This is a genomic window from Haloterrigena salina JCM 13891, assembly GCF_000337495.1.
GTDB classification, from domain to species: Archaea; Halobacteriota; Halobacteria; order Halobacteriales; family Natrialbaceae; genus Haloterrigena; species Haloterrigena salina.
The window spans coordinates 43,080-65,928 of sequence record NZ_AOIS01000030.1 but is presented as its reverse complement, the minus strand read 5'-3'; the positions used below and the strand labels follow the sequence as shown (position 1 = coordinate 65,928).

26 protein-coding genes and 1 pseudogene are annotated in these 22,849 nt (G+C 65.6%); 15 read left to right on the top strand and 12 right to left on the bottom strand.

What is annotated here, in order from left to right; all coding sequences use genetic code 11:
• Positions 1-83 precede the first annotated feature (83 nt).
• A complete protein-coding gene (locus C477_RS08415; RefSeq protein WP_008894043.1) occupies positions 84-737 on the bottom strand; it encodes a helix-turn-helix domain-containing protein in 654 nt (217 codons plus the stop codon).
• Between the two features lie 679 nt (positions 738-1,416).
• Complete coding sequence (locus C477_RS08410) at positions 1,417-1,779, bottom strand: cell division protein SepF (protein ID WP_008894042.1); 363 nt, start codon at positions 1,777-1,779, stop codon at positions 1,417-1,419.
• 354 nt (positions 1,780-2,133) lie between these two features.
• On the opposite strand from C477_RS08410, the pseudogene C477_RS08405 reads away from it, so the two are divergent.
• The 5 genes and pseudogenes from C477_RS08405 (at position 2,134) to C477_RS08390 (ending at position 6,625) form a co-directional block, all read left to right on the top strand.
• A pseudogene (locus C477_RS08405) lies at positions 2,134-2,944 on the top strand (DUF1028 domain-containing protein).
• Positions 2,945-3,477: 533 nt separating this feature from the next.
• Complete coding sequence (locus tag C477_RS08400) at positions 3,478-4,581, top strand: putative sulfate/molybdate transporter (protein ID WP_008894041.1); 1,104 nt, start codon at positions 3,478-3,480, stop codon at positions 4,579-4,581.
• A 231-nt stretch (positions 4,582-4,812) separates the two neighbouring features.
• Positions 4,813-4,950 (top strand): hypothetical protein, encoded by a 138-nt coding sequence (locus C477_RS24045; RefSeq protein WP_008894040.1) that lies wholly within the window; start codon positions 4,813-4,815, stop codon positions 4,948-4,950.
• Positions 4,943-5,422, top strand: coding sequence for a DUF7384 family protein (locus tag C477_RS08395; RefSeq protein WP_008894039.1), 480 nt, complete (start codon positions 4,943-4,945; stop codon positions 5,420-5,422). The genes C477_RS24045 and C477_RS08395 overlap by 8 nt, the downstream gene beginning before the upstream one ends.
• A 78-nt stretch (positions 5,423-5,500) precedes the next feature.
• Positions 5,501-6,625, top strand: coding sequence for a guanosine monophosphate reductase (locus C477_RS08390; protein ID WP_008894038.1), 1,125 nt, complete (start codon positions 5,501-5,503; stop codon positions 6,623-6,625).
• Positions 6,626-6,690: 65 nt separating this feature from the next.
• Here C477_RS08390 and arsM read toward each other — a convergent pair whose 3' ends face one another.
• From arsM to C477_RS08375, 3 genes are all read right to left on the bottom strand, one after another.
• A complete protein-coding gene (gene arsM, locus C477_RS08385) occupies positions 6,691-7,578 on the bottom strand; it encodes an arsenite methyltransferase (protein ID WP_008894037.1) in 888 nt (295 codons plus the stop codon).
• 28 nt (positions 7,579-7,606) lie between these two features.
• Positions 7,607-7,996 carry an ArsR/SmtB family transcription factor gene (locus C477_RS08380; protein WP_008894036.1) on the bottom strand — a complete coding sequence of 130 codons (390 nt, stop codon included), beginning with the start codon at positions 7,994-7,996 and terminating at the stop codon, positions 7,607-7,609.
• Positions 7,997-8,197: 201 nt separating this feature from the next.
• Positions 8,198-8,746, bottom strand: coding sequence for an XTP/dITP diphosphatase (locus C477_RS08375; protein ID WP_049914433.1), 549 nt, complete (start codon positions 8,744-8,746; stop codon positions 8,198-8,200).
• A 111-nt stretch (positions 8,747-8,857) separates the two neighbouring features.
• Between C477_RS08375 and C477_RS08370 the strand changes: the two genes are divergently transcribed.
• Positions 8,858-9,190: a cupin domain-containing protein gene (locus tag C477_RS08370; RefSeq protein WP_008894034.1), complete on the top strand. Its 333-nt coding sequence runs from the start codon at positions 8,858-8,860 to the stop codon at positions 9,188-9,190.
• A gap of 80 nt (positions 9,191-9,270) precedes the next feature.
• Here the strand turns inward: C477_RS08370 and C477_RS08365 are convergent, their stop codons facing one another.
• The 3 genes from C477_RS08365 to C477_RS08355 all read right to left on the bottom strand — a co-directional run bounded on the left by C477_RS08365 (position 9,271) and on the right by C477_RS08355 (position 11,850).
• Positions 9,271-10,191, bottom strand: coding sequence for a pectinesterase family protein (locus C477_RS08365; RefSeq protein WP_008894033.1), 921 nt, complete (start codon positions 10,189-10,191; stop codon positions 9,271-9,273).
• 583 nt (positions 10,192-10,774) lie between these two features.
• Positions 10,775-11,068 (bottom strand): DUF5808 domain-containing protein, encoded by a 294-nt coding sequence (locus tag C477_RS08360; protein ID WP_008894032.1) that lies wholly within the window; start codon positions 11,066-11,068, stop codon positions 10,775-10,777.
• 125 nt (positions 11,069-11,193) lie between these two features.
• On the bottom strand, positions 11,194-11,850 hold the full coding sequence (locus C477_RS08355) for a helix-turn-helix domain-containing protein (protein WP_008894031.1): 657 nt from the start codon (positions 11,848-11,850) through the stop codon (positions 11,194-11,196).
• 96 nt (positions 11,851-11,946) lie between these two features.
• Between C477_RS08355 and C477_RS08350 the strand changes: the two genes are divergently transcribed.
• Complete coding sequence (locus C477_RS08350) at positions 11,947-12,168, top strand: YgaP family membrane protein (protein WP_008894030.1); 222 nt, start codon at positions 11,947-11,949, stop codon at positions 12,166-12,168.
• 75 nt (positions 12,169-12,243) lie between these two features.
• Here C477_RS08350 and C477_RS08345 read toward each other — a convergent pair whose 3' ends face one another.
• The 3 genes from C477_RS08345 to C477_RS08335 form a co-directional block, all read right to left on the bottom strand.
• A complete protein-coding gene (locus C477_RS08345) occupies positions 12,244-13,947 on the bottom strand; it encodes a bifunctional N(6)-L-threonylcarbamoyladenine synthase/serine/threonine protein kinase (protein WP_049914432.1) in 1,704 nt (567 codons plus the stop codon).
• A gap of 118 nt (positions 13,948-14,065) precedes the next feature.
• Positions 14,066-14,200, bottom strand: coding sequence for a 30S ribosomal protein S27ae (locus C477_RS08340; RefSeq protein ID WP_008894028.1), 135 nt, complete (start codon positions 14,198-14,200; stop codon positions 14,066-14,068).
• Entirely contained in the window at positions 14,201-14,524 is a 324-nt protein-coding gene (locus C477_RS08335; protein ID WP_008894027.1) for a 30S ribosomal protein S24e, read from the bottom strand.
• Between the two features lie 190 nt (positions 14,525-14,714).
• Here C477_RS08335 and C477_RS08330 point away from each other — a divergent pair, with 190 nt between their 5' ends.
• From C477_RS08330 to C477_RS24490, 3 genes are all read left to right on the top strand, one after another.
• Positions 14,715-15,962, top strand: a complete 1,248-nt coding sequence (locus C477_RS08330) for a PQQ-binding-like beta-propeller repeat protein (protein WP_008894026.1) — start codon at positions 14,715-14,717, stop codon at positions 15,960-15,962.
• Positions 15,963-15,964: 2 nt separating this feature from the next.
• Positions 15,965-16,276 (top strand): hypothetical protein, encoded by a 312-nt coding sequence (locus tag C477_RS24495; RefSeq protein WP_239641856.1) that lies wholly within the window; start codon positions 15,965-15,967, stop codon positions 16,274-16,276.
• 69 nt (positions 16,277-16,345) lie between these two features.
• Positions 16,346-16,768 carry a hypothetical protein gene (locus C477_RS24490; protein ID WP_239641855.1) on the top strand — a complete coding sequence of 141 codons (423 nt, stop codon included), beginning with the start codon at positions 16,346-16,348 and terminating at the stop codon, positions 16,766-16,768.
• On the opposite strand, the gene C477_RS08320 is transcribed toward C477_RS24490, so the two are convergent.
• Positions 16,765-17,796, bottom strand: coding sequence for a WD40/YVTN/BNR-like repeat-containing protein (locus C477_RS08320; RefSeq protein WP_008894025.1), 1,032 nt, complete (start codon positions 17,794-17,796; stop codon positions 16,765-16,767). The genes C477_RS24490 and C477_RS08320 overlap by 4 nt on opposite strands.
• Before the next feature lie 126 nt (positions 17,797-17,922).
• On the opposite strand from C477_RS08320, the gene C477_RS08315 reads away from it, so the two are divergent.
• From C477_RS08315 to C477_RS08295, 5 genes are all read left to right on the top strand, one after another.
• On the top strand, positions 17,923-19,401 hold the full coding sequence (locus tag C477_RS08315; RefSeq protein ID WP_008894024.1) for a sensor histidine kinase: 1,479 nt from the start codon (positions 17,923-17,925) through the stop codon (positions 19,399-19,401).
• 118 nt (positions 19,402-19,519) lie between these two features.
• Positions 19,520-19,831 (top strand): hypothetical protein, encoded by a 312-nt coding sequence (locus C477_RS08310; protein ID WP_008894023.1) that lies wholly within the window; start codon positions 19,520-19,522, stop codon positions 19,829-19,831.
• A gap of 135 nt (positions 19,832-19,966) precedes the next feature.
• Positions 19,967-20,941, top strand: a complete 975-nt coding sequence (locus tag C477_RS22850; protein ID WP_008894022.1) for a phosphotransferase family protein — start codon at positions 19,967-19,969, stop codon at positions 20,939-20,941.
• A 189-nt stretch (positions 20,942-21,130) separates the two neighbouring features.
• Positions 21,131-21,628, top strand: coding sequence for a DUF1269 domain-containing protein (locus C477_RS08300; RefSeq protein ID WP_008894021.1), 498 nt, complete (start codon positions 21,131-21,133; stop codon positions 21,626-21,628).
• Positions 21,629-21,691: 63 nt separating this feature from the next.
• Positions 21,692-22,687 (top strand): linear amide C-N hydrolase, encoded by a 996-nt coding sequence (locus C477_RS08295; protein ID WP_049914430.1) that lies wholly within the window; start codon positions 21,692-21,694, stop codon positions 22,685-22,687.
• Positions 22,688-22,849 lie beyond the last annotated feature (162 nt).

The following is a 22,849-nucleotide window of genomic DNA, read 5'->3' as shown; positions in this document are numbered from 1 at the left end:
GCGTGTGGTCAATCGAACCCGTTATAAGGACCGCTAATTCGACGTTCGGTCACCAACCACTATATGGGGCGAATTATTTTACATTATTTTTCGAGCAGTGCATCGAGCAGCTTCGTCTGGGCGGCGGCCAGATGCTCGGTGAACGTCGATCGAGCGATCTCCAGTTCCTCTGCGACGTCCGTCGCGTTCGCACCTTTCGGATAGTCGAAGTAGCCCATCTCGTGGGCTGTCTCGATGATCTCGCGCTGGCGCGTCGTCAGCAGGTCGCGGTCGACGAGCACCGGATCCGACGTCTCGTCGTCGTGGTCCTGCGTGAGTTCCTCGACGAGGACGCTCTCGAACCGGTCTCGAAGATCGTCGACGATGTCGGCGATCTCCGTCAGTTCGAGGGTTCGAAACGTCAACTCGAGCGCGCCGTCCTGTGCGCGGACCGAAGAGACGGGCGTCCCGGTTCCCTCGACGATTTCGCACGCGCAGTCGGCCTCGCTCTCGCGTTCGAATCGGTAGATCTCTTCGCGATCGTTCGCCTGAATGGGGGTCAGGTCGGTCGCGGTGCCATCGTCGATCGACTCCGTCCCAGCGTCGGCGGCGATACCGAACTCTTCGACGACCGTCCCGTCGGTCGACGCGCGCGACCGCGTCACGGAGGTGATCAGCTCGTCGGTAGACGCCGACACGTCCGCGATCGGGCAGTTCCCGGGGTCTTTGACGACGACTGTGGCTCGAAACCCGGTCATGGAAACGGATTACACACTGGGCGTAATAACCCGTCACCGGAATTCCCGCCGGATGAAAACACGTGAAAGCCCCTGGACCGCTCGCCCCGCGGCGAGCGGCCAGCCCCTTTCAGTCCCGCCCGACCGCGGTGGCCAGATCGAGCGAGCGACACACATAGCTCGTCCGGGCAGCCGGTACAGCTCTCCGAAACCGGCAGCCGACACGCAGAGCCCGACCGGTCAGCGACAGAGTGACCCTGCACGAGCGGCCGACACAGAGGGTAGTGGCACACCGCCAGCCGACGCAAATACCTCGATCAGCGCACCGAGAGATGCGGAACGACCGACCGTCCTCGAGCGACCGTGGGTCGCAACCCAACCGGGAGACCGACCGATCGGTTCAACACCACTCCTCGTACTGGTGACCCTACCTGTCGTACGTCCGGCCTTTATTGCAGCGACGGGATCGACGGCAGGGGACTCGAGACCGGCGGTCGCCGTTCGCCGCTTTCGTCACTGGATCCGGCAACGAAATCCGAGAAAGAGTGCCGACTCACGGAGTCGTACCGTGCCGTATGAGATCGCGGAACACTGGTCGTTCTGTTCGAACCGTTACAGTTCTCCCGACGCCGGTTCGACGGAAGGGACGCCCGCTCTCGAGTGCGAACGAGATGAACCGCAGAACAGTCGAATCGCCGATTCAGACCCGCTGGCCCAGTTTCTCGCGGCTGATGTGGACGCCGGTCGGCGTGATGATGATCTGATCGTCGCCCTTCCGGACGATGTCGCCGTCGACCTCCTGGGCGACCTGCCGGAGCTCGTCGACGATGTGTTCGACGGTGCTGTCCGAGGTTCGCAGACGCGTGATGTCCGCGATGACGATGTCGCCGTCGTAGACGGCGTCTTTGATATCGATGGCGTCGGCCTGGTCGTTGACTTCGGCGATGTGTACCTGCATAGCCGCCTCGGCCGAACTCGCCGACGCGTCGTCGAGATCCAGTTCGACGTAGTCCTCGGCCGTCCGAGACTGACCGCCGCCGAGGATTTTGCTCATAAGTCCCATTGGAGTAACCCACCGCGGCCGCCAGTATAGTTCTTACGTCAGACACAGTCACGACTTCGAATGAATTGGCCCCGAACACGGGCGAACGAGTCTCGAGGCGGTACCCGGCAGTTGCGCCCGAAAACTCGAGGAAAACCGTTCCGTCGGACGGAACGAACGACGAGATCGGGATGTTTCCAAACCGTTTAGTTTCAAAAATTGTACCGGTGAGGCGCAACGTTCGAGTCATGTCGAATGGAACCCTCCTCGTCGACCGACGGTCCGACGAACGAAGCTGTCTAGGACGATCCGGTGTCGACCCCGTCCACCGAGACCGACGCGAGATTTTTGTCTGCGACCGGTGACTCACGAACGATGACCTTCAGCATCTGCGCTCACGAGGCCTACGAGACCCCGACGGCGACAGCCACCACCGATTCGGCGTCGCCGTGACGACTCGCCTGCCCGGCGTCGGTGCCCTCTGTCCGTTCGTCAGCGACCGCGGCGCCGTCGCGACCCAGAGCCTGGTCAACGTCGAACTCGGCGACCGCGGGCTCGCCTACCTCGAGGACGGGCTCGCGATCGACGACGTCGTCAGAACGTCCGCGTTCTGACGGCCCAGCAGACGTAGTCTGATGAACGCCCTCGAGGCGCTGCTCAACGCCGACGAGGCCGCCCCGCAGCGACAGCTCCACGGCGTCGACCGCGAGGAGACGTTCGCCTTCACCGGCGCGGAGTGCGTCAAGCACTCCGGACACCTCGAGCGCGACAATTTCACCGTCGCCGGCAACATTTTGACCGGCGAGGACGTCCTCGAGGCGGCCGCGGCCAACTACGCGGCCAACGCCGTCCACGAGACGACCGATCCCGTGACGGGACCGGAGGCGGTTCGTGAAGACGCCGAAACCGATCCGCTCGCGAAGCGGCTGATCGACGCCCTCGCGGCGGGCGACCTCGAGGGCGGCGACAAGCGCGAGGAGCTGTCGGTCCAGAGCGCGGCGGTCATCGTCGAGACGACCGGCGCCACGATTGGAGCCGGCGTCCAACGACCTGCGGATCGACGCCAGCGAGACCCCGATCACCGACCTGGCGAGACCTACGAGCTCGCGATGACCGGCTACGAATCCACTTAGCGCGGTACAGCGACGCCTTCGAGGCGGACTCGCTCGAGTCCGTCGATAACTAGGCGCCGGACGCGAAGCCACTAGTTTGGTATAGCTGTATTTGATTTATTTCGTATCGATCCCGTCGTTCGGCGTTACGCACCCGACAGTAGAGAAGATCAGGACGCAGGTCTCGTAGAAACGAACGCTACCTCCCGCAAGACGCTGCAGCGTTCGTCGCGGACACGTACGGGAAGACGCCCAGCTGCCCAGCCAGCGGCGGCCGACCTCGAGGAAAAGGACTACGCGCCGGTCACCGTCTCTCTCGACGTCTACGAGATCGCGCGAACCGCGGGCGAACTCGTCGACCAGAGTCCGCGGACGATCTCGACGCAGTACGGCAGTCGGTGGTGCCGGCGCTGCTCGAGATCTACGGGCTACATCGACGATGAGTGGAACGGGTGGAACACGTTGTCCATCGGGGAACAGTCTCCGTCGCAGTAATCGACCGCTCGCGAGGTCCAGCAGTAACGAGATCCCTTTGCTTCAGCCACGAAGCGAAATGGAAGTCGGTTACCGGTAAGTCTCAAATGGGCTCCGACTGTACCGGGTATAGATGGCGTACTCGTTCCGGTCTGGGGCCGACTCCGCGCTCGAGTTCTCGACGAGCGAGCTGACGGGCGCGCTAGGTGATTCGGTTACGGTGTTGCCGCTGTTGGTCGCCCTCGCGGCGACGACGAGCGTCTCGCTGCCCCACGTGCTGGTCGGCTTCGGCGTCTTCCAGATCGTCTGGGGGCTCTACTACGGACTGCCGCTGTCCGTCGAACCGATGAAGGCCCTGATCGGGCTGGCGATCGTCGGGACGCTCACCTACGCGGAACTCGCCGCCGCCGGCCTGTTGGCGGGGGGCATACTGCTCGCGGTGGGGAAACTGGGGCTCGTTGGCCGGCTCCAGCGGGTCGTCGGCGAACCCGTGATTCGCGGCGTCCAGTTCGCCGTCGCCCTGCTCCTCCTCGAGGCGGCTGTCGACCTCTCGACGGGGAACCTCCCGGTCGCGATCGGCGGGCTGGCCGTCGTCGGCCTGCTAGCGCTGGTCGGCTACCGGCAGGCCAGCGTGCTGGTCGTGCTCGGACTCGGCGCCATCGCGGCCGTCGCGACGACGGGGCTCCCGACGCCGCAGGTGCCCGCCCTCGCCGTCTTCCCGGCGGGCGGGCCGACGCTGTCGAGCGCCGCGCTCGAGGGGACCGTCGCACAGTTGGGGATGACGGTCGGGAACGCGGCGATCGCGACCGCCCTGCTCTGTGGCGATCTCTACGACCGGGACATCTCGCCGGACGCGCTCTCGACGAGCATGGGCGTGACCTGTCTGGCGGCGATTCCGCTCGGCGGCGTACCGATGTGCCACGGCAGCGGCGGCCTCGCGGGGAAGTACGCCTTCGGCGCTCGAACCGGGGGTGCGAACGTGTTGCTCGGGGTCGGCTACCTCGCGCTGGCGCTCGTGGCCACCGGGGCCCTGCTGGCCGCGTTCCCGTTTGCCGTCCTCGGCGTCCTGCTCGTCGTCGTCTCCCTCGAGTTGGCTCGTGCGGCGTTCGAGCCGGTCTCGGGCCGCCGTTCGCTGGCGTTCGTGCTCGGCGTCGGCGCCGTCGGCCTGTTCGTCAACGTCGGCGTCGCGTTCGTCCTCGGCGCCGGCCTGTTCTGGGCGCTGGCTCGAGCGGAGTGAACGGTCACTCGAAGCTGGCGTCTTTCCGCACTGTCAGTGCTGTTTTCGACGGTAGCGTAGCAAATCCCCCGCAAAACCAAGGTGAAGACGCCGCTCGAGCGGTGCAGCGGCGACTGTCGGCTGGGTTCGTCACTTCCCCGGTTTCGACAGGATAAATTACATGGTGCGATATCAAACCAGTCGAACGCGAGAGACGCGGGGCTTTTCTCTCCGGACTGCGAAGGTGTGCCGATGCCAGCGAGCTGGGCCGAACTCTTCGATCGAGGCGCGGGTTACGACGTGGATCTCGAGACCGTTCGAACGGCGGCCGACGAGCTGTCGGCCGAGACGGAGACCGACTCGGGAACGGAGGCCGGCGACGATGCCTGAGCGACCGAATCCGGCCCGCGTCGTCGCGGCTCCCGAAGTGCTCGCGGCCGACCTGCTCGTCGGCGGCGACGCCCGCGAGGCCCTCGATCACGTCCGTCGTCACTCCTGGGTCGAGCTGGTTGCGAGCGACCGGTTGCTCGAGGAAACCGAACGGCTCGTCGCAGTGCTGGCCGATTCCGACCTCGCGGCCGACCACCGGGAGCGACTCGAGGCCGAGCGAGTGGCCGTCGACCAGCCGGCGGACGACCACCCGGCGCTCGCCTCGGCCTACCGAGGTGGGGCTGCACACCTGCTCTCGTACGACGAGGGACTGGGATCGGCGCGGGCGGGCCTCTCCCTGCAACCTCGCGTCTCGGTCAGCGTCCGCCCCCCGGACGCGTTCGCGCGGCTGTTCAACCCCGAGAGCCTCTACGAGGCCGTCGAGGGCGGGGCGTATCCCGGTCCGGATCGGGACCCTCGAGCGTCGGAGTAACACGCGAGAAGAGCATCGCGGCGCGGCCGCTCGAGTCGAGATGTTTATGCGGACCCAGCCGCGAGTATGGAGGGGTCAATGAACGATCTCCGCACCGGATTGAGTTACGGGGACGTCCTCCTCGTTCCGAACCGCTCGCCAGTCGACAGCCGCAGCGACGTGGATCTCTCGACGACGTTCACGCCCTCGGTCGAGCTCGAGACGCCGCTGGTCTCGGCCGCCATGGACACCGTCACGGAGGCCGAACTGGCGATCGCGCTCTCGCGCGCCGGCGGCTTCGGCGTCCTCCACCGCTTCCTCACGCCGTCGGAGCAGGCCGAACAGGTCGCGCGCGTGAAAGACGCCGGCGAGCAGGTCGGCGCCGCGATCGGGATCGACGAGGACTACGTCGGGCGCAGCGCCGCGCTGGTCGAGGCCGGCGTCGACGCGCTCGTCGTCGACGTCGCCCACGGCCACATGGAGCGAACCATCGACGCCGTCGAACGGCTCCGCGAGGAATTCCCCGAGACGGATCTGGTCGCCGGCAACGTCGCGACGCCCGCGGGCGTCGAGGATCTGGCGGCCGCCGGCGCCGACTGCGTGAAGGTCGGCATCGGTCCCGGCTCCCACTGTACTACGCGGAAGGTCGCCGGGGCGGGCGTTCCCCAGTTAACCGCCGTCGACGACTGCGCGGAGGCGGCCGAGGCCCTCGAGGTCACCGTCTGCGCCGACGGCGGCATCCGGACCTCCGGCGACGCGGTGAAGGCGCTGATGGCGGGCGCCGACACCGTGATGATGGGGAGCCTCTTCGCGGGCACCGAGGAGGCCCCCGGCGCGGTCGTCGAGGTCGACGGCACGCGATACAAGCGCTCGCGCGGCATGGCGACGACGACCGCCGCGGAGAAGCGCGACGACAAAGAGGAGAACGTCCGGGCCGACGAGGGCGTCGAGGCGCTGACCCCGTACAAGGGGCCGGTCGCCGACGTCGTCGAGGAGTTCTGCGCGGGCATCCAGTCGGGGCTCTCCTACTGCGGCGGCCACACGATCCCCGCGGCCCGCGAGAAGGCCGGGTTCATCCGCGTCGCCGCCAGCGCGAAGGAACGAGAGGGCTACCACGCCGACCACGACTGGGAAGGCGTCGACGTCGACAGCACGGCGAAGGCCGTCGACGGCTCGGGATCGGACGGGGGAAGCGCGAACGCGGCCGCGGAAGGCGACGACTGACGGCCGTCGATCGCCGTCGTTTCGGCGCTCGCGTTCGGACGCGAGCGGAGACGGCCGACCGCGACTCAGACGGGTTTTCTCGCTTCGATCCGCGCGGACGCGACCGGCAGGTCCGCGGTCCACTCGCCCTCGAGGGCGATCGAGCCGTCGACGAAGCCGGCGTCGTCGAGCAGCGTTTCCAGTTCGTCGACCGTCGCGGCCCCGCCGACGCAGGCGTCGACGGCGTCGGGGTTCTCGCGGATCTCCCGCGGGAGCGGCTCGGTCGCGACGAGGTCCGAAATCGCGAGCGTGCCGCCGGGCCGAAGGACTCTGTACGCCTCCGCGAACACCTGCCCCTTGTCCGGCGAGAGGTTGACGACGCAGTTCGAGACGATCGTATCGACGGTCGTGTCGGCGACCGGGAGGTATTCGATCTCGCCCAGTCGGAACTCGACGTTCTCGAGTTCGCTGTCCGAAGCGTTTTCGCGAGCGCGCTCGAGCATCTCAGGGGTCATGTCGACGCCGATGACCCGTCCCCCGGAGCCGACCTCGCGGGCCGCGAGGAAGCAGTCGAACCCGCCGCCGGAGCCGAGGTCGAGGACCGTCTCGCCGGCCTCGAGGTTCGAGATCGCGACCGGGTTGCCACAGCCGAGTCCGAGGTTCGACTCCTCGGGGGCGGCCTCGAGGTCGGCCGGCTCGTAGCCGAGCGACAGTGCCCGGGACGGATCGTCCTCGAGGTCGAACTCGCCGTTCGAAGCATCACAGCAGCCGCTATCGGTTTCCGAGGTGTCACAGCACTCTGTTTCGGTGTCGTCGTCGGCCGCGGAGTCGTCACAGCAATCGGCGTCGGTCGTCGATGCGTCGCAGCAGTCGTCGTCGGCGGACGCGACCTCGGCGTACCGCTCGCGGACGTGCGTCCGCCGGTCGCGCGGCGTGTCGGTCGCGTCGTCGATGGTAGTATCGGTTCCTGACATGGTGGTATCGGTTCGTATCGGTCGGCAGTCAGTCGGACTCCGGAACGTCGACGGCGGCGCCGATATCGAGCAACTCGAGCGCCGCCGTGTCGGCGATCCGGTAGTAGGTCCACTTCCCCTTCTTGCGGCCCTTGATCAGCCCCGTCTCCCGGAGCCGCCGGAGGTGGGTCGCGACCGTCGACTGGGGCGCCTCGAGGACGACCTGCAGTTCGCAGGCGCACCGCTCGCCGTCCCGGAGCGCCTCGAGGATCCGCACCCGGTGTTCGTTCGCCAGCGCGCCGAACACCGCCGCCTGCGTCGCGACCCTGTCCTCGGCCGGCCGCTGCTCCGTCAGGGCGTCGACGGTCCCCTCGACGTCGTCGCACACGCCCTCGAGGCTCCGGCAGGCCGCCTCGAGCGCGTCGTTGTCAGAACTCATATTGTATTTTCTCGATTTATGATGAGCGAGACCTTGCTCTCGAGAGCGGTTTCTCGAGCGCTCCCTCACCTACGAGACCTCACGTTCCGGGCCAATATAAAGGTCTAGTGCTGAATGTCGAGAAATCGTCGGTTTCGGGAGATCTGCAGAACGTATTCGGATTGGTAGAGATGAATCGGAAATACTCGATCTATCGACTCATCAGTCGCGTCCGGCGTACCACTCCGCGAACTCGGCCAGCGCGCGGCCGCGGTGGGAGATGGCGTTTTTCTCCTCGGTGCTCATCTCTGCCATCGTCTGCCCGTTGTACTCGAAGATCGGATCGTAGCCGAAGCCGCCCTCGCCGCGCGGGGCGACGAGCGTGCCCGCGACCGTTCCTTTGAAGGTCTCGGTACCGTCCTCATCCGCGTACGCGAGCACCGTCTTGAACCGCGCCCGGCGGTTCTCCTCCTCGCTCGCGAGTCGCCAGAGGCGTTCGACGCCGACGGTGTCCTCCACGTACGCGGAGTACGGTCCCGGGAACCCCTCGAGCGCGTCTACGAACAGCCCCGCGTCGTCGACGAGCACCGGTTCGTCGCTGCCCAGTTCCTCGAAGGCCTCGCGGGCGCCGTGGGCTGCGATCTCGGCGAGCGAGTCGCTCTGGACCTCGGTGTAGTCGTAGTCGATCTGGTCGACTGGCTCGAGGTCCGCGAGGTAGTCCCGCGCCTCGCGAACCTTCCCCTCGTTGCCGGTGACGAATCGAAAGGCCATACGCGATGCGGCGTTCGCGGGCGGAAAATAGCCGTCGATCGCGCAGTTTCGCGGCGCGCCGGTTCCGGACCCCGGCGGAGCCTTATGTTCGAACGACACGAATTCGATCGTATGGAGATCACTGACTGGGACGATCCGACCCGGATCGACGACCTCGAGGGCGGCGGCGAGCGCCGCGTCCTCGCCTGCACGGACGAACTGATGGTGGTCCACTACTCGCTGTCGGAAGGCGAAGAGGGCGAGCCACACAGCCACGAGGAGGCGACCCAGGCGAGTTTCGTCATCGAGGGCTCGCTCGAACTCCGCGGCGCGTACTCCGGAACGGTCGAGGCCGGCGGCTCCTACGTCATCCCGCCCGGGACGGAACACGGCGTGCGCGCCCTCGAGCCGTGTCGCGTGATCGACGCGTTCGCGCCGCCGCTCGCGGAGTATTTGCCCGATTAGACGCCGCGAAACGTCGGTCGCGGTGATCGACGCCCCCGACTGTATCATGGGCGAGGTCGACCGCTGATCGCGGTCGGTGATTAAGAGTCCGCGAGGCGCTCGAGCGGCTCCCAGCCGTCGAGGACGGTCTCTCTGGTGTACTCGGCGGCCTCCCCGTCGGTCAGCTGGCGGGCCCAGTCGACGCGCTCGTCGGGCGTAAAGCCGGGGCCCTCGTTCTCGTACTCGGCGTAGAAGGCGGTCTCCTCCTTGTCGGGGTCCCGCCAGTTGTGCCATCCGTCCGGCCGGATCTGCTCTCCGAGGTGGCAATGAGCGAACACCGTCTGGGCGTAGGGTCGCCACGGTCGCCCCAGGTAGAAGGAGCCGTCTGGCGCGTCACCCGTGATCTCGCAGTTTCGGAAGAGATAGCCGTAGTCGGTGTCCTCGGTCGTCGAGGCGGCGGTGACGTACCCCTCGTCGCCGGTACAGAAGATCTCGCAGTCCTCGAAGACGGCCGTCGACCAGCCGAAGATGAAGTCGACTCGCCCCTCGACGTAGCAGTCGCGGTAGTACTGGCGGCTGTCCTCGCCGTGGGTGTAGAGGGTGTCCTGATGGCCGAGGAACCGACAGTTCTCGAAGACGGCGCGGTCGCCGTCGACCCGGGCGGCCACGGCCTGTCCCACGGCGCCCGCCGTGTTCTGAAACGTGAGGTCCCGCGCCGTGAAGTCGTCGCCGAACAGGAAGCAACTCGAGGACTCGGTCGTCCCCATCTCCTCGCCGAAGCGGTTCTCCTTGCCGTTGTAGTCGTCGTACGTGAGGATCGTCTCCTCGGGGTCCTCACCGACGAGGGTCACGTTGGTCTTGGAGGTCGGCACCACCAGTTTCTCCTCGTAGGTCCCGGACTCGAGGAGGATCGTCGTCTCCGCGTCCCGGAAGTCCGGAACGGCGTCGATCGCGGCCTGAACGGACTCGAAATCGCCGCTCCCGTCTCGAGCGACGACGAAGTCGGGGCTCTCGACCTGCATACTGCCCCACGTTGTGCCGCCGTCCGGTATAACGGTTCGGTCCGTCGACGTCTCGTGATTTGGAGAGCTACTCGAGTCTAACGACCCCTCGCGGAGACGGATCGACACGAAACCCGAGGTGACGGCACCATCCCGTCACAGCCTCGTGTGCACGGGCGAGTTCGCGGAATCGGCGACGACAGTAACGCAGAGCCAGAACGTATTTCCGTCAGAGTGGGGCCAGACGGGAGAATCAGAAGCACAGCGGTTCTGATTCAGCGATCGTTCGGTTCCCGTTTCAGGCGATTTCTATGGTACAAGTACCATAACGGAACCACGACACCGAGGAGGGGAAGTCTCGCAGTTAGCGTCGGAAGCTGTCTGATCCTCGAATCCGCGTATTCTATTCGTCGAATATCGATGCGGAGAAGAAAATAGCCGAGATATTGAGCGATAATCGTCAATATCGTAATCGATAGTAACATCCGCTCCATTTGGTACGCAATATACTAATACGAATAATAAGATATCGGAACCGAGTCCCGACGAAAAGGGATGGACGGCTAGGGATCGTACGGCGACGGAATCGGAAACGAGTGCGCGCTCAGTTGGCCGACTCGTCCTGGTCGTCGACAATGACCTCGACGGGTTCGTCCCGGCGGTCCTCGTCGGCGCCGGACTCGCTCTGTTCTTGCTGCCAGAGGAGCGCGCCGGCGACGAGGACGACGATCCACGACCGCCAGTTGGCGAGGTTCAGGGTGTAGCCGACGCCGAAAGGCTTCTCGACGAGCATTCCCTCGCCGGGCTGCCAGTACGAGGAGATCATCCGTCCGAGGCTGGGTCGATCGAAGTTGTACGGTACGCCGAGAATCTCTCCGGAAGTCGGTTTGTCTGCCATACGAGAAGATACGACCTCGCCTGATAAGAGTATTTGGTGATCCTCTCCGTCAGCGGAATCGAACACCCGCGGGGCCTCGAGAGCGCCGGCCCTATCACGGTTCCGCGGGGACGAGAGCCGCCGCCCTACCGCTCGAGCAAGGCCTCGATCAGCTTCGATTCGGCTTTCTGGAGGTGTTCCGCGGCGGTCGCGGTCGCACAGTCGAGTTCGCGGGCGACATCGGCTGCCGTCGCCTCGCGGGGAACGTCGTAGTAACCGATCTCGAGGGCGGCCTCGACAGCCTCGCGCTGGCGCTCGGAGAGCTGTCCGACGGCGCTCTTCGGGGCGACGGTCTCCCCGCCGACCGCCTCGACGGTAACGCCGACGCCGTCGGGGACGCCCTCGATCGCGTTCTGGATGTCGGCGTCCGTCCCGATGAACGAGAACGTGTTGGTCCCGTCGTCGTTGCAGACGATCGGCGGCACGGTGATCAGGCTCCCCCGCGTGAAGTTCTCGAACAGGAGTCGCGCGGCGTCGGCGACCGCTCCCTCGAGGAAGCAGTGACACTCCCGGTCCGCGAGCGGGAGGAGTTCGTACTCGTCGACGTTCCGGCTGGCCTCGAGTTCGGGCTCGAACCGGCGGTAGTCGCCGCGAAGCCACAGCAGGAACGCCGTCGGCGGCGCCGCGACGTTCCAGTTGACGATGTGGGCCCGATCGAGCGACGGCGCCCCGCCCGCGAGCCGCCGGTACAGCGGCGGCGCGTACTCGCCGACGGGGTCCAGCGTGATGCGAACGCGTTTCATCGATCGGTTGCTGTCGACTAGTCGACAGGCGACGTAATAAATGCGGGCGACATATTCGGCCGAACGGTTTCCACTCGGCCGCCCGTAGGACCGCGTATGCAGCGAAACGTCGGTGGACTCGATCGCATCGTACGCGGCGTGCTCGGCATCTGGTTGGTCGTGATGGCCGCGGCGGCCTACCAGGACGACAAGCGCGAGCGCGCGGCGATAGCGGGCATCGCCGGACTCGGACTCCTCCAGAACGTCTGGATGGGCTTTTGCGGCGGAAACTACCTGCTCGGGGTCGATACGACCGAGGACTCCTGCGCTGCGAAGTGACGAGTCCTCGAGTGTCGACTCGTCGAGCCGAGACGCATCGAGCCGAAAATCATCGAGTGACTCCCTCGAGGCGACCTATTCCGAGGCGTCGTCGGTGACGTACCGGCCCCGTCCCTCGACGTCCCGCAGGCGCTCGAGCACCCGCTCCTCGCCGACCTCGCGGTAGCCCTCCCGAAGCGCCTCGCGGAGCGGGTCGGGGTCGTCGGCGGTGCCGACGAGGCTCTGGTCGAAGACGTGGATGTCCATCGCGTAGTCCTCGACGTGATCGGTGTGGTAGCCGAGGCCGAAATCGATGAGGTAGGTGCGATCGCCCGTCTGCTCGCCGCCGTCGGCCGTCCGCTCGGTTCCGGAGGCATCGGGTTCCGCGGACCCGACGCGGACGTTCCGCGTCGTCGGATCGCCGTGGACGAACCCGGCCCGGTGTAGCCGCGCGAGGTGTCGACCGACGTCGCGAACGCGCTCGGCGGTCAGCCCGTCGCGGAGATCCATCTCGCCGACGTACTCGAGTTCCAGGCGCGCCTCCCGCGGATCGACGTCCGAGAGCACCGGCGTCGGCACCCCCTCGCGGCGAGCGAGGGTCGTCAGGCGGGCCTCGAGGGTCGTCCGCTCGCGGCGGAGTCGTTCGTCGAGTTCGGGATGGCGATAGCTCTTGGCCTCGCGATGCTTCGTGACACGACCGGTCTCGGGTTCGAGGTCGACGAGCGCCTCGGCACCGCGAACCTGCGTCTCATCGCCGTCCGCTCCGCGGCCGGCTGCGAGCTCCGGTTCGTCGCTGCGCCACGTGACGGGGACCTGATCAGGCCGATAGTTCGGATCGACGCGGGACTCCTCGATTTCGAGGGTATCGCCGGCCTCGTACATCTTCGCCCCTAGCACAGCGATCATGCCGGCGTTGTCCCGGAGGAATCGCGGTTCGGGCGCGTGGAACTCGGCCCCGCGCTGGGCGCACATCTCCGCGAGCATCTCCCGCAGGCGGGCGTTCTGTCCGACGCCGCCGCCCAGCACGAGTTCGTCGCTGCCGGTCAGCGAGAGCGCGCGTTCGGCCACTTCGGTCAGCATTCCGAAAATGTTCTCCTGCAGCGAGAAACAGATGTCCTCGACCGGCACGTCGTCGTCGTATCGCTGCTTGGCGGCGCTCATGATCCCCGAAAAGGAGAAGTCCATCCCCTTGACGACGTAGGGGAGGTCGACGTACTCGCCGTCCTCGGCGGCCGCCTCGACTTTCGGCCCGCCGGGGTGAGACCAGCCGACGTGGCGGGTGAACTTGTCGATCGCGTTGCCGACGCCCGTATCCATCGTCTCGCCGAGCACGCGGTAGCGGCCGTTGCGGTAGGCCAGCAGGTGGGCGTTGGCGCCGCTGGCGTTCAGACAGACCGGCGAGTCGAAGCCCGAGGCGTGGCGGCCGATCTCGAGGTGGGCGACCATGTGGTTGACGCCGACGAGCGGGACCTCGAGCGCCTGACTCAGCGCGCGGGCGGCCGTGCCGACGATCCGCAGGCAGGGGCCGAGCCCCGGCCCTCGAGAGAAAGCAACTGCGTCGACCGGAGCCTCGCCGGCGGGCCCGTCGTAAGTCTCGCGGGCGTGCTCGAGGGCGGTCTCGACGACGCGGGGGATCGCGTCGTGCATGTGTTCGGCGGCCTCGCGGGGGTGGATCCCGCCGCTGTCGGGTTGGTAGGCGTCGCTCTCGATGAAGACGTCGTCGGTCGCGGAATCGTACACCGCTGCGCTGGCTGCCCACGCGGTGCCTTCGATTCCAAGGATGCGGATGTCAGAACTCACGGGTTGATACTGCAACTACTCGGTCGATTGAGTCACGCGGAGAGAAGGTCGTTACTCGCTTACGGGCGTGTCGCGCCCGTTCGCACGTCCGGCGTCCCTTGCTCCGCTCGGATCCTCGCTATTCCCACTCGGTGTAACTGCACTTGCCGCAGTGCTTGCGGTCGCCGTGGTCGGCGAGGAAAGCGTCCCCGCAGCGGGGGCACTGTTCGCGCTCGGTGCTGCCGTCGTCGTCGTAGAGCTCGTGTCGTGGCATTTATGCTTCCTCCGCTTCGGCGTCCGCCTCGGCCTCGGCCTCTTCGGCGCCGATCTTGTTTCGCTCGAGCATGTGGTCTTGCTCGACGTCGCGGGCGTCGTCGGCCGTGTCGTAGACCTTGGCCTCGCCGACGGTCTTTCGCATCCCGAACTTCGTGTCGAGTTTGCGGACGACGACCTCGTCGGCGTCCTTGTTCAGTTTGGCCGCGAGACTGTCCCGGACCTGCAGGCGCTCCGGCGTCGCGTCCTCGTGGGACAGTTCGAAGGTCACGTCGGTTCGATGCAACATGGGATTCTCCGTTTCGGAGATGATGTCGACGTCCATGATATCACTCAGTTACCCTACTATCCCCGTGTCGCGACTAAAAGGATTTCGAAGCACCCCACCGTTGCCGGCCGACGAGACGATCCGCAATCGACCCGTGTCCGTCGGCCCCCGAATCCGTCGAGTCGAGGTTGAATTCGGTCAGAACCGATGAAAGAACTTACACGTTCGCCGCGTGACGGGTCGATTGATGCCCTCCAGACGACGACTGCTCGCCGGCGTCGGAGTCGGCGCCGTCGGAATCGCCGGCGGTACGAGCGTTCTCGACGTCGAGTTCGCCGCCGACACCGTGTCCGCCTCGACGAGCGGCGAGACCGACTGGCCGATGGCACGCTACGATCCCAGCGGAACCGGCTACAATCCGAGCGCGACGGGACCGGAAGACGGCGTCGAGGTCGCGTGGCAGCAGGACACGGAGTCGAACATGTACGGACTGTCGGCGCCGATTCTTGTCGGGGAGACGCTGTACGCGGTCGGTCAGCAGTCGCTCGTCGCGTTCGAACGCGACACCGGCGAGATTCGATTCACGCGGGACGGTCAGTACTGGTCGTCACCGGCTCGAGCCCCGGCGCGAGCGTACCGAAGCGACACCCTCGCCGTCTGCGGCCGAGAGGGACTGTACGGCCTGAGCGCCGGCGGCGGATACGAGGTGCTCGGCCGGTCGATCGGCACCGAACGATGGCACAGTCCCGGTCAAGAGAGTCAGCGATGGTCCAGTTCGTCGCCGCGGGAACAGTCGCCCGTCACCGCGGACGAAACGGTGTACGGAATCGTCCCGAACACCGACCGCGTCGTCGCGCTGGACGCGAGCAGCGGTCGCGTCCGGTGGGAGCGAACGGTCGGCGACGAACGGTCGACCGGATCGAATCGGCCGGCGGTCCGCGACGGGGTCGTCTACGTCTCGAGTTATCCCGGAGACGTCGTCGCCTTCGACGCCGAAACGGGCGACGTTCACTGGAGCGCCAAACCGGATCCCGGGGAAGAGACGCCGATGACCTACTACGAGTTCCACCCGCCGACGGCGACGGACGAGGGACTCGTCGTTCCCTATCGGACTGGCGTCGTGTTGCTCGATCCGGCCGACGGCAGCGTTCTGTGGGAGTACACCCACGACGGGAACGCTACCGACGGCAGCGCCGCCGTCGCCGACGGAACGGTGTTCGTCACCGACGGCGAGGAGTCGCTGCACGCGATCGACCTCGAGCGCGGCGAGCGGGAGTGGACCGCCGAGTACGTTCCCGACACGGATCCGGTCGTCGCCGACGGCATCGTCTACCTCGGGTATCAGTTCCCAGAACTGGTCGCGATCGACGCCGAGACGGGCGAGCGACGGTGGCGCTACGAGGAGGCGACGTACTTCACGCAGCCGATTGTCGGCGACGGCGTGCTGTATGTCCTCACCGACGACGGACTGCTCGCCCTCGAGGAGGCCGAGTAACCATGACTGACGGACGCGATCACCAGTCGAATCCGCCCGAATTCCGCCGGGGGCAGCGAAACTCGCTCTCGGTCGCACTCTCTCGCCTTCGGTACGATCCCGTCCTCTTCGTCCCGTTTCTCCTCGTTGGGCTTCTCCTCGCGGTCGTCGACTGGCTCCACCGACGCGATCCGATTCCGACCCTCGAGCGGACAGGACTGGGTACGGACGGAGTCAATATCCAGATCGAGTACGTCGGCTATCCGACGGGGATCGGCCAGACGCTGCGCCCGCTCGAGTCGCTGATCGGGCTCGAACCGCACTACCTCGGCTAGGGGCTCGCCCTGTACGTCCTGCCGCTGGTCGCAGTCACCATCGCCGGCGCCGCCACGATGGCCCGCGCGATGGATCGACCCGTTCGGTTTGCGGACGTCGCCTCGCTGTTCGGATTCGTCGTCGCGCTGGACCTGCTCCAGCGGCTGTTCGGTTCCATCGCCCTCCTCCAGGAGATGGGGCTATGGGGGTTCGTCCCCTTGGCGATCTACTTCGCACTGTTCGTGCGGCTCTTCCTCGTTCCGGGACTGCTCGTCGCCGGGCGACCGCTGCGGCCGGCACTCCGGGAGAGCAGCCGGTTTGCGGACGGACGCGGCTGGTCTCTTTTCGCGCTGCTCCTCGCAATCGGACTCTCGGCGTGGCTGCTCTCGCTTCTCCCGGTCGTGGGGCCGGTGCTGAGCAGCGCCCTCGTCGCACCCGTTCACGCCGTCGCGATCGGTGTCGTTCTCGAGCGAGACGGTGCCCTCCGGCAGTCGACTGGGTGGCTCGATTAGTCCGAGAGCGCAACCAGTCCGCACGGCGCCTGCGCCTCGAGGCCTTCTCCCCAGCCAGTATCGATAGCGTCCCAGGAGTCGCCGAAGTCCTCGCTGCGGAACAACCCGCGGTTGTGCAGCGCGTAGACGACGCCGTTCGCGTCGGTCGTTTCGAAGACGGCGCGGACGACGCCCTTGCCCGTCGGGAGGCCGCGGCCCTCGAGTCGCTCCCAGGGCTCGTCGCCGAGCCGACGGTAGACGTGCGAGTCGGCCCGCTCGGCCGTGTGGGCCGTTCGGGCGCCGCTGGCACTCGAGACGATGACCGCGTCGGGGTCGGCGGGGTCGACGGCCAGCCCCCAGCAGTAGGTGTGCCCGAGGCCGTCCTGGGGACGGCGCCAGGAGTCGCCGCCGTCGTCGCTGACCGCGTAGCCGTCGCCGGCGGCGGTGTAGATCCGGCCCTCGCGGTCGCCGTGGGTCGCGAGCGTGTGGTTGTCTCGGCGCGACCCCTCGGGGCGATCGCGCCACGTCTCGCCGCCGTCGGGGCTCAGAACGAACGCGCCCGCTTCGATGCCGACGTAGAGTCGATCCGGATCGAAGGGGTCGACCTCGAGCCAGCGGACGTGGTGGGTGTGGGGTCGCGGCGGGAACGCCCACTCGTCGGCCGACGGGAGGTCGGTCAGTCCCTCGAGGTGCGTCCAGGTGTCGCCGCCGTCGGCCGAGCGGTAGACGCGGCTCGGTTCGGTTCCGGCGTAGACCACGTTCGGATCGCGAGGGCTGACCGCCAGCGCCGTGACGGCCTCGCTGACGAAGTCCGTCTCGAGGCGTTCGAACTCTCGTTCACCCGGCTCGGTAGCCTGTCCGCGAGTGCGGTAGAGGCCGTCCTCGAAGGTGCCGACGAAGACTCGCTCGGGGGCCGCCCGCGAGGCGGCGAGACACTCGATCCTGTGGCCCTCGAGTCGAGTGCTCGCGTGGCTCATCCCGCCCGGTTCGGATTCGTCGCTCGCGTAACAGCGGAGCCGGTCCCGCATCGCCGCGTAGAGCGTCCTCATGTGGCACGAAGACGGCGTCTATCACCAAACAAGTCGGGGTCGGCGAACGGAGTCGCCGGCCGAGGTGTCGATAGAATTGCCAATTGATTTATCATCGTCGTCTTCCCATCACGTACTGTTCCGACGATGTTCACCAGTGCTCGCCGCACGTCGACGTACGTCCGGGAGTACTCGGTTTCGATCGCCGGGCTCGGGTTGCTCGCGATCGTCGCCGCGTACGTCGTGACGTTCGGCGGCCCCGTCTTCCTGCTCGTCCTCGAGGCGGGCGTCCCGACGACGATCGGGCTCGGTCACGTCTGGTACGGGGTGCGGACGCGGACCGACGAGGAGACGACGCGGCGGGCGGACATCGTCACCGTCGGTTCGGTCACCTGCGGCGCGATGGTCGCGCTCTTCTGCGCCTGGAGTATCTACCTGCTCTCGGTCAGAATGGGCTTTTCCGGCGGGTTCACCCAGCCGGTGATCAGCGCACTGAGCACCGGGATGGCCTTCGGCGGCCTGCTCGGCCACACCTACGTCGAGTTTACCCACTACTACCGCGAGAGCGAACGGCTCTCGCGGGCGGTCGACGCCTCGATGGACGGGATCGCCGTCGTCGTCGACGACGAACACGCCTACGTCAACGACGCCTACGCCTCCCTCTACGGCGTTCACGACTCGGCGACGATCGAGGGGACCGAGTGGGCCGAACGGTACACGAACGCCGCGCAGGCGACGATCGACCGCGAGGTGCGTCCGGCCCTCGCCGAGCGAAACTACTGGCGCGGGACGCTGATCGGTCAGCGGGCCGACGGGACGACGTTTCCCCAGGACGTGACGGTCAGCGCCCTCGAGCATGGCTACGTGGTCGTCGCCCGCGATATCACCGAGCAGCGCGACCGGGAGCAACGGATTCAGGTGCTCAACCGCGTCCTCCGGCACAACCTCCGGAACGCCGCGACCGTGATCAAGGGCCACGCCAGCCTCATCAGCGAGAAACAACCCGCCCTCGAGCGCGAGCACGTCAGACCGATCCTCGAGGAGACCACCGACCTGATCGAGACGGCCGACAAGGCCCGCGGCGTCGAACGGACGCTCGAGCGCAACGGGGACGGCGATCTGATCGACGCCACGGCGGCGGTTCGCTCGGTCGTCGACCGCGCGCGATCGGCCTACCCCGACGCGCGGATTGCGTCCAGAACCGACGAGTCGGGGGCGAGGGCGACCGCGCCGACCGTCGACGGAAGCGTCGTCGACGCCCTGAACGAGCTCGTCGACAACGCCGTCGAACACAACTCGGCCGCGGACGAAGAGGGTGCGGACGGCCCGACCGTCGAGGTCGCGGTCCGAGCCGTCGACTACGGCGGCGAACTCCGACTCGAGTTCACGGTCGCGGACGACGGCGACGGGATTCCCGAAACTGAGCGCCGGGCGGTCCTCGACGGCGCGGAGACGCAACTCGAGCACGGCTCCGGACTGGGGCTGTGGCTCGTCAACTGGATCGTCCAGAACGGCGGCGGCGATCTGCGGTTCGCCGACCGCCCCGACGGCGGGACGGTCGTGACGCTGTCGTTTCCGTACGAGTGCGCCGCCGGCCCGAGACCGGCCCTGATGGAGACACTGTGATCCGCGTGCCGCGGCGTCTCGAGCCACCGCGTCGCGCGGCGTCGGTCGGCCCGACAGTCACGGCGTCGTGAGTACCGCCTACATTAATATAACTCGAATTCCTACCGGTCGGTCGAATATGCCCATCCAACCCCCCGCCCCGTCGACCCCTGACCGGCCCGTTCCCGCGGGCGAGGACCGAGTCCTCGCGACCACGTCCCAGCTGGCTGGCCGCGTCGAAGACGCTCTCGGCTGTCGGCTCAACGCGACCGTCCTCGAGGACCTCCTGCTCGAACTCGACCGCGGCGACTTCGTCGAGTGGGTGACCGTCACCCGCGACGGCGAGTACGTCTGGGACCTGAGCGACGTCCCCGAGCGGATCGGCGACGTCGTGGCCGCGCTCGTCGTCGAGCGCCTCGAGCAGTGGCTCGAGGCGCGAACTGCGGCTTGAGATTGCGGGGGCGAAATCGGTCTGAAGTTGCCGGCTCTCGAAGCGGTGGTACATTCATTAGATCCCCGTCTGTAACAGCGTCGTTGCTCAACACAGAGCGAAGATTCTTCTGCAATCATCTACTATCCAACACAAATGGGGCAGATTCTTTCCGATGCATTAGAACGGGCGTTCCCGGACCGGAACATCTCTGAGATAGACAGCCCCTCAGAATCCCAGCATCCGGGGAATCAAACCTATCGTATTTCGTTTGCTAGTGGCGAGGAATCGTTTCTCAAACTAGTGACCGACGGTGGCAGTCGTCGGATTCGAAGGGCCGGTGCTGTTCTTCAGTATCTCAACACTCATGCAGAAATCCGGGTGCCACGCGTACTGTCCACTCGCGTGCAAAGCGAGCCGTATTATCTCGCGACTGCTGCCCTCTCAGGTGAACCCATCGTTACCCGTTGGTCGGGTGCATCACCATCCGAGCGCGAGTCGATGCTGTATCGGGTCGGTCACGCGATGGCGAATCTGCACGCAGTTCGATTCGAGGAAAGCGGTCGGATTCTGGGGGGAACGGCTGATAACCTCACCCTCGAAGAAGACCCGTGGGTTACTGTCCTCTGTACTACAATCGAAGAGCGCGTACAGACGGTTTTCTCTGACCGCTTCACGGAATTTCCGAACCGTGTGCAACAGGTTCTCAAAGAACATCGCGAGGTACTCACTGATGTCCCAGTATCGCTCCTCCACGGCGACCCAAACCGAAAGAACTGCTTAGTCCAGTCGAACGATTCCGCGGTCGGACTCGTCGATTGGGAGGAATCGCTCGTCGGTGACCCGTCGTTTGACCTCTGCCGTGTAGAAGCGACACAGATTGAGCAACCGCCAATCCACGACCCCGACCGACTTCGGCGGGCACTACGAGCAGGGTATCGAAATCAGGCTGGTAGCTTACCGGATAGGTACGAAAAGCGGATTCCGCTGTATCGAATCGTTACCTTCCTCAAACCGGCCCAGGCGTTCGAATTCTGGGCACCGGAAGCCGACGAACCCGTTCCGGAATTAGCGACGTGGATTCGTGACGAGATGCACCGTCGAATCACTGCCCTTGAATCCGAGAACTAAACACCACGGTTGCCGGGTATGGTAACTCTCGTACCGGCGCTATCGCATATAAAATATAGGTCCTCGAGAGTTTCCGAGAATGGTAAATCGGATAAAGTGCGCATCAATTCTTACGAACTTCTAGATAGATACTATTCTAAATTATTGTGTGAAGCATTTAACACCAACGTCACTGTGCGTTCATTGCCGATGAAAGAACTAATCGTCCTCGCGTTCGATTCCATGGATGGCGCGAAAGCCGTCCGTGACGAACTTTACGAACTTCAGAAAGAAGAGTTGCTCCAACTCGACGACGCAGCGGTCGTCGTCCGGAAGGAAAACGGTCACGTCAAAGTGAAACAGGCGCGAAGTCTGGTCGGTGCGGGCGCCCTAGGCGGGGCGTTCTGGGGCCTGCTCATCGGGACCGTTTTCTGGATGCCGTGGCTCGGCGTTGCGATCGGAGCCGCAAGCGGTGCACTCGCCGGAAAGTTCTCCGATGTCGGTATTGACGACGACTTCATTGACGAAGTATCTGATACGATCGAACCTGGCCACTCCGCGCTGTTCATGCTCGCTCACGATGTCTCCGAAGAGCGCATCGTCGAGGATCTCGCGTCGTACGATCCGGAAGTGATTCGCACGAACCTCTCGCCGACGGACGAAGATACGCTTCGGGAGATGTTTGCAGCTGAAGAAGTCGCAGCCTAAAATGACGGGAGAACGGAAATCGGTGCGAAAATTGGCAGGCGCCATTCAGAGAGGGCAACCGATATGTGTACGCGGTTGATGTATCTCGGAACCGAGGACATCGTGCTCACCGGCCGGTCGATGGACTGGCACAGCGAGATCGGAACCAACATCTGGGTATTCCCGCGCGGAACGGATCGAACGGGCAAGGTCGGTCCAGCCTCGAAGGAGTGGACCGCTGAGTATGGCAGTGTCATCGCCTCCGCATACGACATCGCGACAACCGATGGAATGAACGAGGCTGGTCTGGCCGCGAACGTTCTGTGGCTCACCGAATCCGACTATCCCGAGTGGGACGGCGACACGCCTGGACTGTCGATCTCAGTGTGGGCACAGTACGTCCTCGACAACTTCGCGACGGTCGCCGAGGCGGTCGAGAACCACCGGAAAGAGGAATTCGTCGTCGTTTCCGACGAAATCCCGGACGAAGGTCGGTTCGCCACCCTGCACCTTTCCATGTCAGACGCCACGGGTGACAGCGCTATCCTCGAGTACATCGACGGCGAGTTAGTGATCCATCACGATCGGGAGTATCAGGTAATGACGAACTCCCCGCCGTTCGACCAGCAACTCGCACTCGACAAGTACTGGTCGGAGATCGGTGGAACCGTCATGTTGCCGGGAACGAATCGCCCAGCTGACCGGTTCGCCCGCGCGAGTTTCTACGTGGACGCGATCCCACAGACACAGAACCGTCGAACCGCAACGGCGAGCGTCTTCGGCGTGATCCGCAACGTCTCCGTCCCGTACGGGATCAGTACGCCGGACGAACCACATATCTCCTCGACGCGCTGGCGCACAGTCGCCGATCACCGAGACCGACGCTACTACTTCGAGTCGGCGTTCTCACCGAACGTTTTCTGGCTGGACCTCGACGAGATCGACTTCGCCGCCGATGCCGGAGTTCGATCGCTGCCGCTCGGTGAGAACCAGGCGAACGCCTTTGCTGGCGATGCCGCCACCGAACTCGTCGAGACCGAACCGTTCGAGTTTCTCGGCGTCCCTGCCTCACTGAACTGACCCTCACTACTCTCGATCCATTCGTACTACGGGCACGTCGGCAATCGAAAAGCGGTTTTACACTCTCAAAACGCGAATCGACCGCTTCCGTAATTCATGAGTGGGCAGTCGGGCGAGTACTCGAGAACGGTTTGAACAGTTCGTGTAGTACTACAACCAGCA

Coding starts and splice junctions, on each gene's coding strand:
- C477_RS08415 (WP_008894043.1), bottom strand. CDS start 737: ATGACCGGGTTTCGAGCCACAGTCGTCGTCAAAGACCCCGGGAACTGC.
- C477_RS08410 (WP_008894042.1), bottom strand. CDS start 1,779: ATGGGACTTATGAGCAAAATCCTCGGCGGCGGTCAGTCTCGGACGGCC.
- C477_RS08400 (WP_008894041.1), top strand. CDS start 3,478: ATGGCGTACTCGTTCCGGTCTGGGGCCGACTCCGCGCTCGAGTTCTCG.
- C477_RS24045 (WP_008894040.1), top strand. CDS start 4,813: ATGCCAGCGAGCTGGGCCGAACTCTTCGATCGAGGCGCGGGTTACGAC.
- C477_RS08395 (WP_008894039.1), top strand. CDS start 4,943: ATGCCTGAGCGACCGAATCCGGCCCGCGTCGTCGCGGCTCCCGAAGTG.
- C477_RS08390 (WP_008894038.1), top strand. CDS start 5,501: ATGAACGATCTCCGCACCGGATTGAGTTACGGGGACGTCCTCCTCGTT.
- arsM (WP_008894037.1), bottom strand. CDS start 7,578: ATGTCAGGAACCGATACTACCATCGACGACGCGACCGACACGCCGCGC.
- C477_RS08380 (WP_008894036.1), bottom strand. CDS start 7,996: ATGAGTTCTGACAACGACGCGCTCGAGGCGGCCTGCCGGAGCCTCGAG.
- C477_RS08375 (WP_049914433.1), bottom strand. CDS start 8,746: ATGGCCTTTCGATTCGTCACCGGCAACGAGGGGAAGGTTCGCGAGGCG.
- C477_RS08370 (WP_008894034.1), top strand. CDS start 8,858: ATGGAGATCACTGACTGGGACGATCCGACCCGGATCGACGACCTCGAG.
- C477_RS08365 (WP_008894033.1), bottom strand. CDS start 10,191: ATGCAGGTCGAGAGCCCCGACTTCGTCGTCGCTCGAGACGGGAGCGGC.
- C477_RS08360 (WP_008894032.1), bottom strand. CDS start 11,068: ATGGCAGACAAACCGACTTCCGGAGAGATTCTCGGCGTACCGTACAAC.
- C477_RS08355 (WP_008894031.1), bottom strand. CDS start 11,850: ATGAAACGCGTTCGCATCACGCTGGACCCCGTCGGCGAGTACGCGCCG.
- C477_RS08350 (WP_008894030.1), top strand. CDS start 11,947: ATGCAGCGAAACGTCGGTGGACTCGATCGCATCGTACGCGGCGTGCTC.
- C477_RS08340 (WP_008894028.1), bottom strand. CDS start 14,200: ATGCCACGACACGAGCTCTACGACGACGACGGCAGCACCGAGCGCGAA.
- C477_RS08335 (WP_008894027.1), bottom strand. CDS start 14,524: ATGGACGTCGACATCATCTCCGAAACGGAGAATCCCATGTTGCATCGA.
- C477_RS08330 (WP_008894026.1), top strand. CDS start 14,715: ATGCCCTCCAGACGACGACTGCTCGCCGGCGTCGGAGTCGGCGCCGTC.
- C477_RS24495 (WP_239641856.1), top strand. CDS start 15,965: ATGACTGACGGACGCGATCACCAGTCGAATCCGCCCGAATTCCGCCGG.
- C477_RS24490 (WP_239641855.1), top strand. CDS start 16,346: ATGGATCGACCCGTTCGGTTTGCGGACGTCGCCTCGCTGTTCGGATTC.
- C477_RS08320 (WP_008894025.1), bottom strand. CDS start 17,796: ATGAGGACGCTCTACGCGGCGATGCGGGACCGGCTCCGCTGTTACGCG.
- C477_RS08315 (WP_008894024.1), top strand. CDS start 17,923: ATGTTCACCAGTGCTCGCCGCACGTCGACGTACGTCCGGGAGTACTCG.
- C477_RS08310 (WP_008894023.1), top strand. CDS start 19,520: ATGCCCATCCAACCCCCCGCCCCGTCGACCCCTGACCGGCCCGTTCCC.
- C477_RS22850 (WP_008894022.1), top strand. CDS start 19,967: ATGGGGCAGATTCTTTCCGATGCATTAGAACGGGCGTTCCCGGACCGG.
- C477_RS08300 (WP_008894021.1), top strand. CDS start 21,131: ATGAAAGAACTAATCGTCCTCGCGTTCGATTCCATGGATGGCGCGAAA.
- C477_RS08295 (WP_049914430.1), top strand. CDS start 21,692: ATGTGTACGCGGTTGATGTATCTCGGAACCGAGGACATCGTGCTCACC.